This window comes from Xanthomonas arboricola pv. juglandis, from assembly GCF_001013475.1.
Taxonomy (GTDB): domain Bacteria; phylum Pseudomonadota; class Gammaproteobacteria; order Xanthomonadales; family Xanthomonadaceae; genus Xanthomonas; species Xanthomonas arboricola.
Genome location: NZ_JZEF01000003.1, coordinates 917,617 through 935,440, shown reverse-complemented (window position 1 = coordinate 935,440; position 17,824 = coordinate 917,617). Strand labels below are relative to the sequence as shown.

The window sequence follows — 17,824 nt, the reverse complement described above, 5'->3', positions numbered from 1 at the left end:
AACTGCCGCACCAATGCATCAGTGCATCAGTGCATCAACACGATCTCTTCCGACGAGGTGGGATGGATCGCCACGGTCTCGTCGAAGTCGCGTTTGGTCGCCCCCATCTTCACTGCCACCGCAAAGCCCTGCAGCATTTCGTCGGCACTCTCGCCCAACAGATGCACGCCGACCACGCGCTCTTGTTCGCCCACGCAGACCAGCTTGAACAGGCTGCGCTGCGGCGCGTCGGCCAGCGCGTGCAACATCGGGCGGAAGTTGCTGCGGTAGATGCGCACCGCGCTGCCGTGCCGCGCGCGTGCCTGTTCCTCGGTCAGCCCGACCTGCCCAAGCGGCGGATGTGAGAACACCACGCTTGGCACGCCTTCGTAGTCCATGCGCGCATCCGGCTGCTTGCCGAACAGGCGATCCATCAACTTGCGCCCCGCGGTGATCGCCACCGGCGTCAGTCCGACCTTGCCGCCGACATCGCCGATGGCATGGATATTCGGCACGCTGGTGGTCTGGCCTTCGTCCACCACCACCTCGCCCTTGTCGCCCAGGCGCACGCCGACCTCTTCCAGACCCAGCCCTGCCGTGTTGGCACGCCGGCCGGTGGCGAAAAACACCTTGTCGAAGACGTCGTTGCCCTGCTCGCTGGGGTGCGCGGGATGACCATGCACGCGCAGCCTGCCTTCTGCATCGCGCTCCAGGCCGGTGGTGGAAAAACCGAAATGCAGGCGTACGCCCAGATGCCGCAGGTTGTCGGCCAGTTGCAGGGTCAGCTCGGCATCGAAGCGTTCCAGCAACCGCTCGCCCTGCACGAAAAGATGCACACGGCTGCCCAGCGCTTGCAGCAGGCCGGCGATTTCCACCGCGATATAGCCGCCGCCGATGATCGCTACCTGCGCGGGCGCATGACAGAGATTGAAGAAATCGTCGGACACCTCACCGTGCTCGGCACCTTCGATGTCCGGCCGCAGCGGGTGCGCACCGGTGGCGATCACGATGTGCTCGGCGGTCACCGGCACGCCGTCACCGCCCATGATGGTATGGCGATCCTGCAACACACCACGCTGCGGAATCATGACCACGCCATCTTCGTTGAGGCGGCGCCGATAACTGGCGTGGATGTTGCCGATATAGCCCTGCCGGTGGGTGACCAGTTCCTGCCACGCCAGGGTCGGTCGCGGCACATCGAAACCCAGCGCCCCGGCCAGCTCGATCTTGCCGGCCAGATCGGCCGCCAGCCACATCGCCTTCTTCGGCACGCAGCCGAGATTGACGCAGGTGCCACCCAATTCGTTCGGCTCCATCATCGCCACGCGCGCACCGTACTTGGCCGCGCGAAACGCAGCGGCCAGCCCACCGGAGCCGCCCCCCAGGATCACCACGTCGTAGTCGTACCGGGCACTCATGCGAAGCGCTCCGCCCGGAAGGGATGCGGGTCCAGCGCAGGTGCGCGGCCCGTGATCAGGTCGGCCATCAGTTGTCCGCTTGCAGTGCTCATGCTGATGCCGAGCATGCCATGTCCGGCTGCGAGCCAGACGTGAGGACGGCCCGGCACCGCGCCCAGCACCGGCACGTCGTCCCAGGTCATCGGTCGCCATCCATACCAGCGCTCGATCACGGCCGGACCGGCCGGCGTATGCAGATAATCGGCCGCTGCGCGCTCCAGTGCCGCAAGGCGCGTGGGGTTGAGGTGGGTGTCGTGCCCGGAGAATTCCATCGTGCTGCCGATCCGCAGGCGATCGCGCCACGGCACCACGAACACCCAACGGTCCTTCAGCACCACCGGGCGACGCGGCATCAGCGCCGGGGCGGTATAGGTGATCGAATAACCCTTGCCGGCCTGCACCGGCAGACGCAAGCCCAGTTGCGCCGCCAGCAGCGGCGACCATGGGCCGGTTGCGATGACCACCTCGCGCGCCTGCAGTCGCCCACGCGCGGTGTGCACGCACGCGCCACATGCGTCCGGCACCACCGCATCGACGCGGCACTGCGCCTGGATCACCGCACCACGCGCGCGCAGCACTCTTGCCAGTTCTGCGGTGTAGCGCTCCGGGCGCAGATGCGCATCGCCGGGGAAATGGATCGCACCGGCAATGCCCGCGCGGAATGCCGGATCCTGGCGCACGTAGTCGGCACCCTCGATCATCTCGGCCTGGATACCCCACTGCGCAAGCATGCCGCACTCGTGGCGATAGTGCGCAAAGCGGCGCGCGTCGGCAAACACGTAGTCCAGCCCATCGCTGCGAAATTCGCAGTCCAGCGCATAGCGCTCGACCCAGTCGTCGAAGCGTTGCCGCGCATCGCCCAGCAACGCCGCGCGCGCCTGCGCGCTGGCCTGCCAGTGACGCGTATTGCAACGCTGCGCGAACTGCAGCAACCAGCGCCACAGCGTCGGGTCCAGACGTGGCCGGATATACAGCGGCGCGTCCGGCGTCAGCATCCACTTCAGCGCCTGCGCGATCATGCCCGGCGCTGCCAGCGGCGGCGCATGGCTCGGCGTGATGGTGCCGCAGTTGCCGTACGACGTCGCCGCACCCACCGCACCGGCATCGAGCACGTGCACCTGCCGGCCCGCTTCGACCAGTGCCAGCGCAGTCGCCAGCCCAATGGCACCGGCACCGACCACCACCACATCGACAGGCGCGGCACTCATGTGTGCACTACCCCACGCGCGCGTTGCTGCGACGCATCGGCGGCACACGCAGATAGGTCACGCTACGCCATAGCCATTCCATCGGCCCGAAGCGGAACCAGCGTAACCACAATTGGCTCAACACCACCTGCAGCGCGAACAGCGCCAGCGCGAACGGCAGCTGCCATACGCGCGGCAGCTGCTCGAAATAGCCCAGCCCGTAACCGTAGAAGATCCACGTGCACACCAGCGATTGCAGCAGGTAGTTGCTCAGCGCCATGCGCCCGGCGGGCGCAAGCCATGCCAGGCGCGGCGCCAGGCGCACCACCCACGCCGCATAGCCCAGGCTCATCAGCGGGCCGGCAATCAGCGACAACGCGAACGCACCCGACAGGCGCAGATCCAGCCGCGCCGGATCGATCCACGGTTCCAGCGCGTAGCTCACCCCCATCACGCCCAGCCCGAGCGGCAGCACCCCGTAGCGCAGGGCCCGAAACAGGCGCGGGAAGCGCTCGGGCGCGGCGATCGCGCCACTGCGCACAAACCAGCTGCCCAGCAGGAACATGCCGAGCATCGCCGGGCCATTGATGCTCAGCCCGGTCATCGCGTGCTGCAGGTCGTGCCAGCGCTGCAGCGTCGCTTGCGCATAGCTGCCGCTCCCGAAGGCGGCGCGCTGTGCCTGCACGTTCGCTGCCGCCTGTTGCGCCGCATCGGCCACCGCGGTTTTCCATTCCACGGCAGCCGCCGGATCGAGCTGCATCAAGGTGCCTGCGACGCCGTACAGCAGCATCAACGCGGGCGCGCAACAGTAGACCAGCGCGGCAAGCCACGGCAGCGTCACCGTCGGCACCGAGCGTGTGGCCAGCAGCAACAAGGCCAGCAAGGCGTAGGTGACCAGCACATCGCCGGACCACAGCAGCAACGCATGCAGCAGCCCGATCACCAGCAGCCCGACGGTACGACGCAGATAGGTGCCCAACAACGCGCGCCCGGCCTGCGCGGCGCGTTGCGCCATCACCGCAAAGCCCATGCCGAACAGCAACGAGAACAGCGTGTAGAACTTGCCCTGCACCAACAGGTACACCAGCGCATCGGCAACCCGGTCGGCGCCGTGCCAATGCGGCTCCACGCCGGTGACCGCCAGATCGAGCGGGCCGACGAAGGCTTCGATATTCATCAGCAGGATGCCCAGCAGCGCAAAACCGCGCAGCACGTCGAGCACCGCGATTCGCTCGCTGGTTGCGATGGGCAGCAGAGGATCGCGCGAAGTCATCTCGGCTCGGGCAGCGCGGCGCGGCGATCGCGGCGCGCAACATGCAAACAGCCCGCCGAGATGGCGGGCCGCGGAAACACATCCAGCCAACGCTGGTCACACGGACACGATCGGCGCGTGCAAGCCGGCATCACCGTGCGGTGCATGCCGATCCTACAGGTTGCCCGCATCGGTCCGCCTGCCACACGGGCCGTGTGAGGACTGCGCTCAGTGGTGATGGCCGCCTTCGCCATGCACATGCCCGTGGTCGCGCTCTTCCTGGGTGGCTTCGCGCACCTCGATGATCTCCACGTCGAAGTGCAGGTCCTTGCCGGCCATCGGGTGATTGAGATCGACGTCGACCACGCTCATGCCGACCTTCTGCACCGTCACTGCGCGCGGGCCGAAGTTGGTCTGCAGCACCACCTGGGTGCCCGGGACCAGCTTGGTGGCGCCGAAGTGCTTCTTGGGCACGCGCTGGCTCAGGCCTTCGCGGTATTCGCCGTAGGCTTCGGTGGCCTTGACGTCCACGCCGAAGCTGTCGCCGGCTTCCTTGTCCATCATGGCCGCTTCCAGGCCCGGAATGATGTTGCCGTGGCCGATCATGATCGCCAACGGGTCACGCTCCTTGGAGCTCTCGATCGGCTCCTGGCCGAACTCGGAAACGGTGTAGTGGAAGCGGACGACGCTGTCTTTTTCGATCTTCATGCCTGGCTCTGGATAGGCTGCCCGGTGGCAGACGGTGGAGGACGGCTTGTCGGCCGCCGGGTGCGCCGCCATCATGGCGACCTTTCGAACCGCCCATTATCCCGGCTCCATGCATATCACGCCAGTTTTCGCCGCCCGCGCCCGCTACGCCGCGGTCAGTTCGTTGCTGGGCCTGCTCGTGCTGCTGGGCGGTTGCGCACAGGCGCCGGTCCGTCGACCGGCCGCCACCCCGCCAGCGGCACCCCGCGTCTGGCCGCAGGTGCCGCCGTCCAACCCGGCCGCCGCCAACAACATCCTGATGCGCGCGCTGGGCCTGGTCGGCACGCCGTACCGCTTCGGCGGCAATACGCCGGAAACCGGCTTCGACTGCAGCGGGCTGGTTACCTATGTCTACAAGGATGTACTGGCACTGTCGCTGCCACGCACCTCGCGTGAGCTGGCCGCGGTGCAGGGCCCGCGCATCCCGCCGGAGCAGTTGACCACCGGCGACCTGGTGTTCTTCGGCTCCAGCGGCAACGTGACCCATGTCGGCATTTATGTCGGTGAAGGCCGCTTCGTACATGCTCCGAATACCGGCGGTACCGTCCGCTTGGATTTCCTGGATGGCGCCTACTGGCGTGACCATTATTCAGGTTCAAAGCGGGTTTTGCCCTGATATGTGATGCACATCACGTTTCATAAAACGGAAATTTAACCTTTTTTGAACGTAACGATTCTTTCACCAAGGCATCATCCCGCATCGACAGCAGAATTGTGATTCCCGCGTGACGAACGACGAACAGATCAACACTGGCGCCGCACCGCTTCCGCCCCGGAAACCGCTCCGCCTGCTATGCGCCACCGCCCTTTGGCTCGCAGCCCTACCCGCCCTGGCCCAGACCGCCAACGGCACCGCATCCGCTCCGCAGACGACCACGCCAGACAGCGCCGTCGCCGCCGAGAAAGCCGCAACCCGCAGCCGCGCCGACGCCGCTGCCACCGCAACACTGGCCGCCCTGCTTCCGCACCTGGCCGCCAACGACGCCATTCCGCTGATGGACCGCTCGGCGATGTTCGCCGGTGACCTCAGCCGCCTGCTGGCCAATTACGACGTCTCCCAGAGCGCAGCCAATGCTGCCCAGAACGCCGTGGCCGACAGCCGTGTGCAGGTGATCCTGCAACGCGCCATGGCCCTGCTCGGCACCCCGTACGTCTGGGGCGGCGAGTCCACCGAAGGTTTCGACTGCAGCGGCCTGGTCGGCTACGTGTTCAAGACCGCCCTGGGCATCGACTTGCCGCGCGTGTCGCGCGACATCGCGCGCGACGAGTCTGCAGAACTGATCAAGGACCCCAACGCGCTCAAGGCAGGCGATCTGGTGTTCTTCGGCAGGCGTGGCCGCATCGACCACGTGGGCCTGGTGGTCGGCGATGGCAAGTTCCTGCACGCACCCAGCCGCGGCAAGGACGTGCGCGTGGATTCGCTGGCCAGCGGTTACTGGAGCGAGAAGTTCATCCAGGCACGTCGGGTGCTGTGATCCCGAGCAGCTGATCCACTGCACGACAGAAAGGCCGCGGAGATCCCGCGGCCTTTCTCGTGGTGGACGGTCTTTGCGCGGAAGCTCCCTACCGTCGCCGCGCACGCATCTGGGTCACGTACGCAGCACCGCGCACCTTGCCACCGCGATCAGCGCGCGGCATCGGCCTGGTAATGCGCCATTGTGTCCTCGATGCCCTTGCTCAGTTCCATCACCTTGAGCGCGTACTCGGCCAGGCGCTGATCCTCGGGCGTGTCCGGCCGCCAGGAAGGCACTTCCACCGGCGTGACACCATCCGGGTCCATCGCCACGAACACGATGATGCAATGCGTGCACAGCCGCGAGTCGCCGCCCATCGGGCTGCGCGCCCGCACGTCGATGGCGAAGTGCATGCTGGTGCGGCCGGTGTAGACCAGCTTGGCCGACACCGCGACCAGATCGCCGATCCGCACGGGCGCCACGAAACGGATGCCGCCCACCGCCACGGTGACGCAGTAATGCCCGCTCCAGCCACTGGCTGCGGCAAAGCCGACCTGGTCGATCCACTTCATCACCACGCCGCCATGCACCTTGCCGCCGAAGTTGACGTCGCTGGGCTCGGCCAGAAAACGAAATGTCAGATCACGCTGTTGGCCAATCACCGCCCGCCCCCGTCAATGGATGAGCTGGCAGTGTGCCATGCGGGTGGGACGTCAGCGCGCCCAACGCAAACGCCTGACGCCGCGTCCGGCAGGACCGACGCTTCACTCACGAACGCAGCGCATCCAGGTTGTCCTGCCTGCGCAGACACAGCCAGGGAAAGTGGGGTTGTTTCATCCTGAGCATCCGCCGCAGGCGCGCACCCGGGCGGCGCGGGTCGAACAGTCGCTGCACCACAAAGCGGTCGAAGCTGGCGTAGGTGTGCTGGTGGTAATGCGCGGCCAGCGCCGGAACGCCCAGTTCGGTGAAGTAGCGCAGGCTGCGCGCGGCGCTTGCGTTGGCGGCTTGTGCATCCGCATACAGCGGGCTGTCGAGGATGTGCAGCTCGCCGCCGTCGCGCAGTTGGGCGAGCAGGCGCACGACCAATGCCGCAGGGTCGGCGAAATACTGGATGCAGGCCGGCACCACGATGACGTCGAACAGATCGCGTGGCAGCGCCAGGGTCTGGATGTCGGCGGCGATAAAGCTCAGGCGCTGGTCGTGGCCGAACACGCGCGCGGCCTGGGTCAGTTCAGTGCGGTTGACGTCGATGCCGCAGACGTCGCGCTGCAGCGACTGCGCCAACAGCTGCGATAGCCAGCCGTTGCCGCAGCCCAGTTCGGCAATGGCGCCCTCGCCTGCCTGCGCGCGCAGGTGCTGGACCAGCAAGGCGCTGGACAGCGCACGCACCTGCCATTCCAGACTGGCACCGAGTTTGCCGCCGGGACGCGGCAGGCTGCGCACCTGTGCATCGGTGTAGAGCCGGCCTTCCTTGCGCCGAACCTGCAGATACTGCTGCTCGAGCGGGTCGTCGGCCAACGACCGCTGCACCAACACGCCATCGACGCTGTGCAACTCGGGCAACTGCTGCAGGCGATCACGCAGCGTGGGAAATCCGGCGCGCATCGGCGGCGGTCAGCGCTGCGTCGGCGCGCGATCGGTCAGCGGATCTTCCAGGCCCACATTGGTCGAGGCCGACTCGTAAACCGCCTTGTCGAGCAGGCCGGTTTCCTTGGCCACCAGCACCGGCACCAGCATCTGCCCGGTCACGTTGGTCATGGTGCGCATCATGTCGAGGATGCGGTCGATCGCATACAGGTAGCCGATCACTTCCAGCGGTAGATTGGCCGCGCTCAACACCACCGTGGCCATGATCACCGCGGTGCCGGGCACGCCGGCGGTGCCGAAGCTGCCCAGCACCGAGGCGATCAACACCACGAAGTACTGGTTGGCGGTCAGCGGCACGCCGGTGTATTGGGCGATGAACACCGCGCATAGGGCCGGGAAGATCGCACCGCAGCCATCCATCTTGATGCTGGCACCCAGCGGCACCGCGAACGCGGCGTAGTCCTTGCTGACGCCCAGGTTGTGCGTGATCGAGCGCATCGCCACCGGCATCGCGGCAAAGCTCGATGAACTGACGAAGGCCACCTGCATGCCCGGCGCCGCGCCGCGGAAGAACTTCCACGGATTCAATCCATGCAGCAACAACAGGCTGCTGTAGACCACCACGATATGGATCGCGCACGCCACATACAGCGCCAGCACGAAATTGCCGAACGGCAGCAGTTTCTCGAAGCCGTAGCTGCCGACCAGGCTGGCGATCAGCCCGAAGGTGCCGAGCGGGGTCATCTCCAGCACGAAGCGGGTGACCTGGATCATGATGTCGCTCAACTGCGCGGTGAGCTTGCGTGCCTCGGCCACACGCTCGCCGAGCTTGACCATCGCAAAGCCCAGCAGCGCAGCAAAGAAGATCACCGGCAGGATCGATCCGCGCCCGGCAGCCAGTACCGTTTCGCCGGCCGCATTGGTCTTGGTGCCGATGCCGGTCAGTGCGTAGAACGGGTTGGAGGGCACCACGTCCAGCAGCACCTTGATCGGGCTGGGCACATCGCGCGGTTTCCAGGCCGAATCCACGCTCAGGCTGAAATGGCCGGCGCCGGGTTGCATCAACGTGCCCACCGCCAGGCCCACGCCCACCGCCAGCGCGGCGGTGATGACGAACCACAGGAAGGTGCGCCCACCGAGCGCGGCGACGGATTTTTGCCCGTGCAGCGAGGAGATCGCATTGATCACCGCAAAGAACACCAGCGGGATCGCGATCATCTTGATCAGGGTGACGTACAGATCGCCGAGCGGGCCGAACCACACATCGGCGGCCGGGCCCATGGCAGCGCCGGCGATTGCGCCGAGCACGAAGCCGGCCACCACGCGTTGCCAGAACGGAATGCGCAACCAGGCCGAGACCAATGTCATGCGTCGAATCATCCGGGGGGAGAGTGCATGCACCATAGCCCAGGCCCGCGCCGCCCGCGAGGCCACGACTGGAACAGCGGCGTGTCATCTGTGTGACACCAGGCATCCCGGCATAATGCGCGCTGATTCAGTCACGAGTTCGATGCCGATGCGTTACCGCCTGCCTGCCCTCGCCGCCCTGACCACCGTGTGTGTCGCCGCCTGCGCGTCCAGCGCCGGCATCAGCGCATCCGCGCCCGCCGCCGTGCGCGTGGAGGTGCCGCAGGTGGCGCATCCCGCCGGCGAGACGCCGCAATGGTGGTACCGCTCGGGCGCCGCGCGCGCAGCCGGCAATGGCGCGATGGCCGGGCGCGCGCGCAACGTGATCCTGTTCCTGGGCGACGGCATGAGCCTGACCACGGTGGCGGCAGCACGCATCCTGGATGGCCAGCGCAAGGGCGGGCCGGGTGAGGAGAACCTGCTGTCGTGGGAGCAGTTCCCGGCCACCGCCTTCAGCAAGACCTACAACACCGATTCGCAGACGCCGGATTCGGCCGGCACCATGACCGCGATCACCACCGGGGTGAAAACGCATATGGGCGCGATCGGCGTCAGCAGCGGCAACCGTAGCGACTGCACCGACAGCCTGGGCAAGGGCTTGTTGAGCTGGCTGCAGCTGGCCGACAGCGCCGGCATGGCCACCGGCATCGTCACCACCACCCGCCTCACCCACGCCACCCCGGCGGCGACCTATGCGCATTCGCCGGACCGCAACTGGGAAAACGATACCGACCTGCCCGAGTCCGCCCGCACTGCCGGCTGCCAGGACATCGCCCAGCAACTGCTGTCCAGCGCACGCTTTGGGCGTGGCCCGCAGGTGGTGCTGGGCGGCGGACGCAGCCAGTTCCAGACCGTGCAGGAACGCGATCCGGAATACGACGACAAGGTCGGCCTGCGCCTGGACGGCCGCGACCTGGTCGCCGAGTGGAAGCAGGCACACCCGCAGGGCGCCTACGTCTGGAACGAACAACAGTTGCAGGCGGCCACCGGCGCGCCCGCACTGCTGGGCCTGTTCGAGCCGGATCACATGCAGTTCGATCACGACCGCAACCGCACCCCTCAAGGCGAGCCCAGCCTGACCGAAATGACCCGCACCGCGATCCAGTCGCTGTCGCGCGACCCGAACGGCTTCGTGCTGATGGTCGAAGGCGGCCGCATCGATCACGCCAACCACGCCGGCAATGCCTACCGCGCGCTCGACGAAACCGTGTCGCTGTCCGATGCAGTACGCACTGCCGTGCAGACCGCACCGCCGGACACGCTGATCATCGTCACCGCCGACCATTCGCATACGCTCAACTTCGTCGGCTACCCGGTGCGCGGCAACCCGATCCTGGGCAAGGTACGCGGCACCGGCGGCGAAGAAGGCGACCGCAGCCAACTGGCTACCGACCTGGCCGGCCAGCCCTACACCACGCTGAGCTACGCCAACGGCCCCGGCTACACCGGCGCCAGCAACGCACAGCCGGCCGGCCCCAAGAAGTACCCGCACGAACCCAGCAGCAGCGAGCCGGCCGCCGGCCGCCCGGACCTGACCCATGTCGATACCGAGGCGCCCAGCTACATGCAGGAATCGCTGGTGCCGACCAAGTCCGAAAGCCATGGCGGCGAAGACGTCGGCATCTGGGCCACCGGCCCGGGCAGCGCCGCCTTCCGCGGCACGCTGGAGGAGAACGTGATCTACCACGTCATCGTCCAGGCCACCCCGCGCCTGCGCGAGCGCCTGTGCAAGGCCGGTACCTGCGACAGCGCCGGCGTGCCGGTGGAGCTGCCGCAGTCGGCCACGTTCGAGACTGCGGCCAAGCGCTGATGGGCAGGCTGCGCGCAGCGCGGACGGTGGTGGCGCGGCATACCCCGCCGCCCGCGTGCGGATGCAGCGTCGCAGCACGCCATCTGCATCGATGACCGGATTGCTGCCACCCGCAGCGCCGCCCGGCCCGGTGCTGGTCGCCTACAGCGGCGGCGTGGATTCGAGCGTCTTGCTGCACCTGCTGGCAACGACGCCGCGTTATCGCGTCACGGGGCTGCGTGCAGTGCATGTGCATCATGGCCTGCATGCCGATGCCGATGCCTGGGCCGCGCATTGCCAGCGCCAGTGCGATGCCTTGCAAGTCCCCTTACAGGTCGCGCAGGTACAGGTCGCGCGCGACAGTGGCCTGGGGCTGGAAGCGGCGGCACGCCATGCACGCCATGCCGCGTTTGCCGCCGCACTGGCGCCCGGCGAATGGCTGGCGCTTGCGCACCATCGCGACGATCAGGCCGAAACCTTCCTGCTGCGCGCACTGCGCGCTTCCGGCCCGGACGGCTTGGCCGCGATGCGCGCGCAGCGTCCCTTCGCCGCCGGCATGCTGTGGCGCCCCCTGCTGGCGCACGCGCGCGCCGAGGTGCTGGCGTATGCGCAGGCACATCGTCTGCAGTGGATCGAAGATCCCAGCAACGCCGACGCCCGCCACGACCGCAACTTCCTGCGTACCCAGCTGATGCCCGTACTGCAGCAGCGTTGGCCGCAGGCCGCCGAGGCACTGGCGCGCAGCGCGCAGCTGAGCGCCGATGCCAGCGACCTGCTGCTGCAGGAGGACACCGCGCTGCTGCCCGGCCTGCTGACCGCCGCCGGCGCACTGGATCTGCCGGCCTTGCGTGCGCAGCCGGCAACACGTCGGCCGCGGCTGCTGCGCGCCTGGGTGGCGGCAGCGCAAGCGCCACCGCTGCCTGCGCACGGCGTTGCCGCCCTGGAGCAGGAAATCGACGACGCCGCGCTGGATCGGCAGGCCTGCTTTGCCTGGCAACAGATGCAGGTGCGGCGCTGGCGCCAGTGCCTGTATCTGCTGCGTCCGCACAGCGCGTGGCCGGTGTCATGGCAGGCCTGCTGGGATGGCACGACCCCGCTGCCACTGCCGGATGGCGCGCAACTGCAGTTGCACGGCGCACCCGGCTTGCGCTTCGCGCAACCGCTGCTGGTGCGCGCACGCCAGGGGGGCGAACGCATCGTGTTGCCGCAGCGCGCGCATTCGCACCGGCTCAAGCACCTGCTGCAGGCGCTGGATCTACCGCCCTGGCAACGCGCGCGCCTGCCGATCCTGTGGGCGGACGGCCAGGTGCTGGCAGCCGGCGACCGCATCGTCTCGGCGGCATTGAACGACTGGCTGCGCGCGCATGGCGCATCCTTGCGATGGCGCGACCACGACAACGCGAATTGACCCGCCTGCCTGCGCGCCGCACACTTTGACGATGGTCAAAAAATCCTTGAACGAAACATCCCCGGTCGCCCGCTTCGAACAGTCGCTGGAAGAACTCGAGCAGCTGGTGCAGAAGATGGAAGTCGGCGACCAGAGCCTGGAGCAATCGCTCACCGCCTACGAGCGCGGCATCGGCCTGTACCGCGACTGCCAGCAGGCACTGGAACAGGCCGAACTGCGCGTGCGCATGCTGACCGACCCCGCGCGCCCCGATCTGGCCGAAGACTTCCAGGCGCCGTCGCAGGACGGCGGCTGAGGTGAGTTCGGCGTTGTTCGAGCACTGGATCGGCCGCACCGAACGCAGCCTGGAGGCCAGTCTGCCCGGCCCCACCCTGGCACCGCAGCGACTGCACGCCGCGATGCGACACGCGGTGCTGGGCGGCGGCAAGCGCATGCGCCCGCTGCTGGTGTATGCGACCGGCGCACTGTTCGGCGCCGACGAGGACAGCCTGGACACGCCCGCGGTGGCGGTGGAGCTGATCCACGCCTATTCGCTGGTGCACGACGACTTGCCGGCAATGGACGACGACGCCTTGCGCCGCGGCCAGCCCACCGTGCATATCGCCTTTGACGAAGCCACGGCGATCCTGGCCGGCGACGCGCTGCAGACACGCGCCTTCGAGTTGCTGGCTGCGGCCCCGGTCAGCGCAGAGCTGCGGGTCGGCTGGCTGCAGAGTCTGGCCACCGCCGCAGGCGCTGCCGGCATGTGCGGCGGCCAGGCGCTGGATATCGATGCCACCGGCCAGTTGCAATCGCTGCGCGATCTCGAGCGCATGCATGCCCTCAAGACCGGCGCGCTGATCCGCGCCGCGGTGCGCATGGGCGCGCTGACCGGCGCTGCCGCAGCCGACCACCAGCAACGCCTGGATGCGTTTGCCGATGCGCTGGGCCTGGCGTTCCAGGTCCGCGACGACATCCTGGATGTGGAATCGAGCTCGGCGCAGCTGGGCAAGACCGCGGGCAAGGACGCCGCGCAAGCCAAGTCCACCTATCCGGCCCTGCTCGGTATGGACGGCGCCAAGGCCAAGCTGGCCGAACTGGCCACCCGCATGCACGACATCCTGCAGCCCTACGGTGCGCCCGGCGACACGCTGGCGACGCTGGGCCGGTTTGCGGTGGACCGCGCGCACTAGCACGCTGCGTTCGTTCGAGCGGCCGTGCAGCCGCGCCGCGCGTGTTGATGTCGGACGACAGAGCACCGGCACCTGCGCCGCCAATGCGCAGGGTGAGGAGGCCACTGCAGCGGCTGCAACGCCAGCGCGGAAAGCGACTACAGCAGCGCGTTTGATGCCAGCGGTCCGCGGTATTCAGGCGGTCGCACCGGCCTTTGCGCACACCGTGCGCCAGCGCACGGTGCGGTTGCAGCGTACCGCCCTGCAGGCGCTACGCTGTGTCACATAACGTAAATTCTCTTTACGTACATTTTTCGCATGTAAATTTCCGTAAACTGGCAAAAAAAGCGTGAACCGATCCGCAATTTTCTGCTGAATTGTCGCCATCGATGTCCGTATTTGTCATTGCGTAGCCACCAGCAGGCCAAAAACCGCATCAATCGGTTCTCTTGTTGCGTCTGCTCGCTCTGCCTAGGTTGACCTGCCCGCGTTTGCGGACATCCCCCGACCACATGGAGAGTCACTGGCGAAGAACGTTTTTCTCGCATCGTTTGCAGCAGGTACGTTGGCCGTTGTTGGCGTGCTCGGTTCGGCGCAGGCGCAGTCCGTGCGCGGCCCGGTCCCGTTGACCATCGAACTGGCGCCGGTCGCCGATCAGGCCGGGCGACATCAGGGCAAGATCGCGGTGACCGTCACCAACAACGGCAGCCAGATCGCCCGCGTGCCCACCTATCAACTACCGCTGCAAACGCTGGACAACGGCATCCTGGAAGTGAGCCGCGATGGCGCGCCGGTGGCCTACACCGGACGCCTGGTCAAGCGCGGCCTGCCAAGGCAGCCGACTTCACCATCCTCAAGCCTGGCCAGAGCGTCAAGGGCGAGGTCGATCTGGCCGGCGCCTACGATCTGTGACAAGTGGCAACTACACCATCCAGGTCCGTTCGTCGCTGCAATACGCCTCGCTGTCCGACGGCAGTCTGATGAAGGCGGCCAACGGCCAGCCGGCCGTGGCCACCAGCACACCGCTCACCGTCTGGCTGGACGGCGCGCGTCGCGGCGTGCAACGCCAGCTCGCAATCGGTCCGACCGCCGTGGTTAATGGCATCAACTACCTCAACTGCAGCACCACCCGCACCAACCAGGCCGCCAGTGCCGTCACTGCCGCGCGTACTTACTCGCAGAACGCGCGCAACTACCTCAATGCCGGCAGCACCGGTGCGCGCTACACCACCTGGTTCGGCGCCTACAACGCCTCGCGCTACAGCCGGGTCAGCTCGAACTTCGTCAACATCGACAACGCGCTGGACCAGAACAACGGCCAGCTGACGATCAACTGCAGCTGCGAAGCGGATCTGGCGGACGCCTTCGCCTACGTCTATCCGAACCAGCCGTACGAGATCCATGTCTGCAATGCGTTCTGGAGTGCATCGACAACCGGCACCGACTCCAAGGCCGGCACGCTGGTGCACGAGACCAGCCACTTCACGGTCGTCGCCGGCACCCAGGACCGTGTCTACGGCCAGTCCGGCGCGCGCAGCCTGGCGATCAGCAACCCGGCCCAGGCGATCACCAATGCCGACAGCCACGAGTACTTCGCCGAGAACACCCCGGCGCAGAACTGATCGCGTCATCGTCTGAAACGACAAAGGCCCGGCATCGCTGCCGGGCCTTCGTCATTTGCACCGCGCCGGATTACTTGATCAGGCGCAGCGTGAACGGATAACGGTAGTGTTCGCCGTTGTTGGCCTTGACCGCGGCCAGGATGCACAGCACCAGGTTGGCGATCCACACCAGCGTCGGCACGAAGAACAGGATGCCGAACGACACGATGGTCAGGATCACCGCAGCCACATAGGCAATGATTACGGTGATCTGGAAGTTCAACGCCTCCTTGGCCTGATCGGTGGCGAACGGCTTGGACGGGCTGGCGTCCTTGCTGATCAGCCAGATCACCAGCGCGCCGATGAAGGACGTCAGGATGCCGAGCAAGTGCGCGGCCAGCGCCAGCGTGCGCTCCTCCGACGGTGTGCTGGTCCCGATCGGCGGCGGTACGGCGTGCGACTCGAATTCGCTCATCATGTCTCCCCATGCATGGTTGTGGTGCGGCGGACTATAGCAACGATTCAGCCAGCCACCAGTGCGGGAAGACATGGTCTCGGCGCTGCACGGCGGCTGCCGCCAGGCAGAGCGGCAAGACACGCGCGCGTCGGGCGCTGTGTAGTCAGGCAGTTGGCGCAGCAGCCTGGTCGGCTGCGCTCAGCTATCGCCTGCCACCGTCATGCGGTTGAGCAGCACCGAGCCGATCTTGACGTGTGAGCGCGGATCGACGTCGTTGCCGACCGCCTCGATGCCGGCGAACATCTCGCGCAGATTGCCGGCGATGGTCAGGCCGTCGACCGGATAGGCAATCACGCCGTTCTCGATCCAGAAGCCACCGGCGCCGCGCGAATAATCGCCGGTCACCGGATTGACGCCGTTGCCCATCAGCTCGGTGACCAGCAGGCCGCGCGACATGCCGGCAACCAGCGAAGCCAGGTCGCCGGCGTTGGCGGCGACCTGCAGGTTGTGCACGCCGCCGGCGTTGGCGGTGGTCTGCAGGCCCAGCTTGCGTGCCGAGTAGCTGCCCAGCACATAGCGCTGCAGCACGCCGTCGCTGATCAATGCCGAACGCCGCGTCGCCACACCCTCGCCATCGAAGGCGGCCGAGCGCAGGCCGCGGCGCAGGTGCGGCAGTTCTTCGATGTTGAACCAGTCCGGAAACAATTTGCTGCCGACACTGTCGAGCAGGAAACTGGCGCGGCGATACAGCGCGCCGCCGGAGACCGCGCCGAGCAGATGCCCGACCAGCGAGCGCGCCACTTCCGGCGCGAACAGCACCGGCAACTGGCCGGTCGGCAGCGAGCGTGGCTGCAGCCGCGCCAGGGTGCGTTCGGCGGCATGGCGGCCGATCGCTTCCGGCGCCTCCAGGTCTTCGCGCGCCAGCGCGCTGCTGTACCAGCCATCGCGCTGCATGCCGTCGCCCTGGCCGGCAATCAGCGCGCAGCTGATCGAATGATGGGTGCCGCGCTCGCGGCCGATGAAGCCATGCGAGTTGGCGTAGACCGACAGGCTGAGCCCAGTGCTGGCCGAGGCGCCGTCGGAGTTGCTGATCCGCGCATCGGCATCGCGCCCGGCGCTCTCGCAGGACAGCGCCAGGTCCACCGCGGTATCGGCGTCCAGCGCCCACGGGTGCCAGCTGTCCAGCTCGGGGAAGTCGCGCGCCATCAGTTCCGGATCGGCCAGGCCGGCAGCGACATCGTCCTCGGTATAACGGGCGATCGCGCAGGCCTGGGCAACGGTCGATTCCAGGCTGGAATCCTGCAGATCGGCGGTGCTGGCGCTGCCCTTGCGCTTGCCGAAGTACACGGTGACCGCAATGCCGCGGTCGCGGGTGGATTCCACCGTCTCCACATCGCCCAGGCGCACGTTGACGTCCAGCCCGCGCTCTTCACTGCAGCTCACTTCGGCCTGGGTGGCGCCGGCGGCACGGGCGCGCTCGAGCAGGCGCTGCGCGATGTCGGTGAGCGCATCCAGGCGCTGCAGGCTGTCGTCCTGGACACGTGTTTCGGAGGAGAGTGCGTTCAATGCTTTATCCTAGTCTCAATGATGAATAACTTCTTGTTTCGGATGGATGGCAATGCGCGGACGCGACGAAGACACCGGTGAATTCCGCGGCGCCAGCCGCAGCCAGCAGCGGCGCGAGGCGCTGGAAATCTTCGACCTGGGCGAAAAGCTGGTGGCGCTCACTCCGGCGCAGCTGGCCAAATTGCCGGTGCCCGAATCGCTGATCCCGCATATCGAGGAGAGCAAGCGCATCACCTCGCATATCGCGCACAAGCGCCAGCTGGCGTTTCTGGCCAAGCACATGCGCCGCGAGGACGACGAAACGCTGGCCGCAATCCGCGATGCGCTGGATGCCAACAGCGACACCGCGCGCCGCGAAGTGGCCGCGATCCACCGCGTCGAGCGCTGGCGCGAGCGCCTGCTCGCCGAAGGCGACGTGGCGCTGGCCGAACTGCTGGAAACCTACCCGGCCGCCGACCGTCAACAACTGCGCCAGCTGGTACGCAATGCGATCCACGAGCGGGCCAAGAACAAACCGCCGCGCGCCTACCGCGAGCTGTTCCAGGTGCTGCGCGAGCTGTCTCAGGAGCCGGGATTGGAGAGTGGGGATTCGGGATTGGAAGACGACGAATCGGCGTCGGAAGGCGACGAATAAGGCTCCGCCCGATCCATCAAAACTCGCAACGGCCATCCCGGCTGTTGCCAATCCCAAATCCGGGCTCCCGGATCCACCCAAGCGAAACCCACCACGCCCCGCGCATCCCGCTGTTGCGATTCCCGAATCCCGATTCCCGATTCCCCGC

The 17,824-nt window shown here is 67.2% G+C and carries 16 protein-coding genes and 1 pseudogene; 8 read left to right on the top strand and 9 right to left on the bottom strand.

The features are described from left to right. Positions 1–26: 26 nt before the first annotated feature. The 4 genes from gorA to XARJCFBP2528_RS14750 form a co-directional block, all read right to left on the bottom strand. Positions 27–1,397 carry a glutathione-disulfide reductase gene (gene gorA, locus XARJCFBP2528_RS14765; protein ID WP_047124823.1) on the bottom strand — a complete coding sequence of 457 codons (1,371 nt, stop codon included), beginning with the start codon at positions 1,395–1,397 and terminating at the stop codon, positions 27–29. Next, positions 1,394–2,644: an NAD(P)/FAD-dependent oxidoreductase gene (locus XARJCFBP2528_RS14760; protein WP_047124822.1), complete on the bottom strand. Its 1,251-nt coding sequence runs from the start codon at positions 2,642–2,644 to the stop codon at positions 1,394–1,396. The genes gorA and XARJCFBP2528_RS14760 overlap by 4 nt, the downstream gene beginning before the upstream one ends. A gap of 7 nt (positions 2,645–2,651) precedes the next feature. Next, complete coding sequence (locus XARJCFBP2528_RS14755) at positions 2,652–3,896, bottom strand: DUF418 domain-containing protein (protein WP_047124821.1); 1,245 nt, start codon at positions 3,894–3,896, stop codon at positions 2,652–2,654. A 207-nt stretch (positions 3,897–4,103) separates the two neighbouring features. Further along, positions 4,104–4,583: an FKBP-type peptidyl-prolyl cis-trans isomerase gene (locus XARJCFBP2528_RS14750; protein ID WP_016903985.1), complete on the bottom strand. Its 480-nt coding sequence runs from the start codon at positions 4,581–4,583 to the stop codon at positions 4,104–4,106. 73 nt (positions 4,584–4,656) lie between these two features. Here XARJCFBP2528_RS14750 and XARJCFBP2528_RS14745 point away from each other — a divergent pair, with 73 nt between their 5' ends. After that, positions 4,657–5,238 (top strand): C40 family peptidase, encoded by a 582-nt coding sequence (locus tag XARJCFBP2528_RS14745; protein ID WP_047124848.1) that lies wholly within the window; start codon positions 4,657–4,659, stop codon positions 5,236–5,238. Positions 5,239–5,347: 109 nt separating this feature from the next. Beyond that, complete coding sequence (locus tag XARJCFBP2528_RS14740; protein ID WP_016903983.1) at positions 5,348–6,097, top strand: C40 family peptidase; 750 nt, start codon at positions 5,348–5,350, stop codon at positions 6,095–6,097. 149 nt (positions 6,098–6,246) lie between these two features. Here XARJCFBP2528_RS14740 and XARJCFBP2528_RS14735 read toward each other — a convergent pair whose 3' ends face one another. The 3 genes from XARJCFBP2528_RS14735 to XARJCFBP2528_RS14725 all read right to left on the bottom strand — a co-directional run bounded on the left by XARJCFBP2528_RS14735 (position 6,247) and on the right by XARJCFBP2528_RS14725 (position 9,031). Beyond that, on the bottom strand, positions 6,247–6,738 hold the full coding sequence (locus tag XARJCFBP2528_RS14735) for an acyl-CoA thioesterase (protein WP_016903982.1): 492 nt from the start codon (positions 6,736–6,738) through the stop codon (positions 6,247–6,249). A 106-nt stretch (positions 6,739–6,844) separates the two neighbouring features. Continuing rightward, positions 6,845–7,681: a class I SAM-dependent methyltransferase gene (locus XARJCFBP2528_RS14730; protein WP_016903981.1), complete on the bottom strand. Its 837-nt coding sequence runs from the start codon at positions 7,679–7,681 to the stop codon at positions 6,845–6,847. Between the two features lie 9 nt (positions 7,682–7,690). Further along, a complete protein-coding gene (locus XARJCFBP2528_RS14725; RefSeq protein ID WP_016903980.1) occupies positions 7,691–9,031 on the bottom strand; it encodes a dicarboxylate/amino acid:cation symporter in 1,341 nt (446 codons plus the stop codon). 142 nt (positions 9,032–9,173) lie between these two features. Between XARJCFBP2528_RS14725 and XARJCFBP2528_RS14720 the strand changes: the two genes are divergently transcribed. From XARJCFBP2528_RS14720 to XARJCFBP2528_RS14700, 5 genes and pseudogenes are all read left to right on the top strand, one after another. Beyond that, positions 9,174–10,880, top strand: a complete 1,707-nt coding sequence (locus XARJCFBP2528_RS14720; protein WP_016903979.1) for an alkaline phosphatase family protein — start codon at positions 9,174–9,176, stop codon at positions 10,878–10,880. Between the two features lie 91 nt (positions 10,881–10,971). Continuing rightward, positions 10,972–12,267 (top strand): tRNA lysidine(34) synthetase TilS, encoded by a 1,296-nt coding sequence (tilS, locus tag XARJCFBP2528_RS14715; RefSeq protein ID WP_016903978.1) that lies wholly within the window; start codon positions 10,972–10,974, stop codon positions 12,265–12,267. A 31-nt stretch (positions 12,268–12,298) separates the two neighbouring features. Next, on the top strand, positions 12,299–12,562 hold the full coding sequence (locus tag XARJCFBP2528_RS14710; RefSeq protein ID WP_016903977.1) for an exodeoxyribonuclease VII small subunit: 264 nt from the start codon (positions 12,299–12,301) through the stop codon (positions 12,560–12,562). A gap of 1 nt (position 12,563) precedes the next feature. After that, positions 12,564–13,439, top strand: coding sequence for a polyprenyl synthetase family protein (locus XARJCFBP2528_RS14705; RefSeq protein WP_016903976.1), 876 nt, complete (start codon positions 12,564–12,566; stop codon positions 13,437–13,439). A 502-nt stretch (positions 13,440–13,941) separates the two neighbouring features. After that, a pseudogene (locus XARJCFBP2528_RS14700) lies at positions 13,942–15,040 on the top strand (M35 family metalloendopeptidase). A 70-nt stretch (positions 15,041–15,110) separates the two neighbouring features. On the opposite strand, the gene XARJCFBP2528_RS14695 reads toward XARJCFBP2528_RS14700, so the two are convergent. Next, positions 15,111–15,569: a DUF4870 domain-containing protein gene (locus tag XARJCFBP2528_RS14695; RefSeq protein ID WP_026064693.1), complete on the bottom strand. Its 459-nt coding sequence runs from the start codon at positions 15,567–15,569 to the stop codon at positions 15,111–15,113. Between the two features lie 105 nt (positions 15,570–15,674). Beyond that, positions 15,675–17,042, bottom strand: coding sequence for a metalloprotease PmbA (gene pmbA / locus XARJCFBP2528_RS14690; RefSeq protein WP_039812959.1), 1,368 nt, complete (start codon positions 17,040–17,042; stop codon positions 15,675–15,677). Positions 17,043–17,094: 52 nt separating this feature from the next. Here pmbA and yjgA point away from each other — a divergent pair, with 52 nt between their 5' ends. Then, a complete protein-coding gene (yjgA, locus tag XARJCFBP2528_RS14685) occupies positions 17,095–17,676 on the top strand; it encodes a ribosome biogenesis factor YjgA (RefSeq protein ID WP_016904884.1) in 582 nt (193 codons plus the stop codon). Positions 17,677–17,824: the final 148 nt, after the last annotated feature.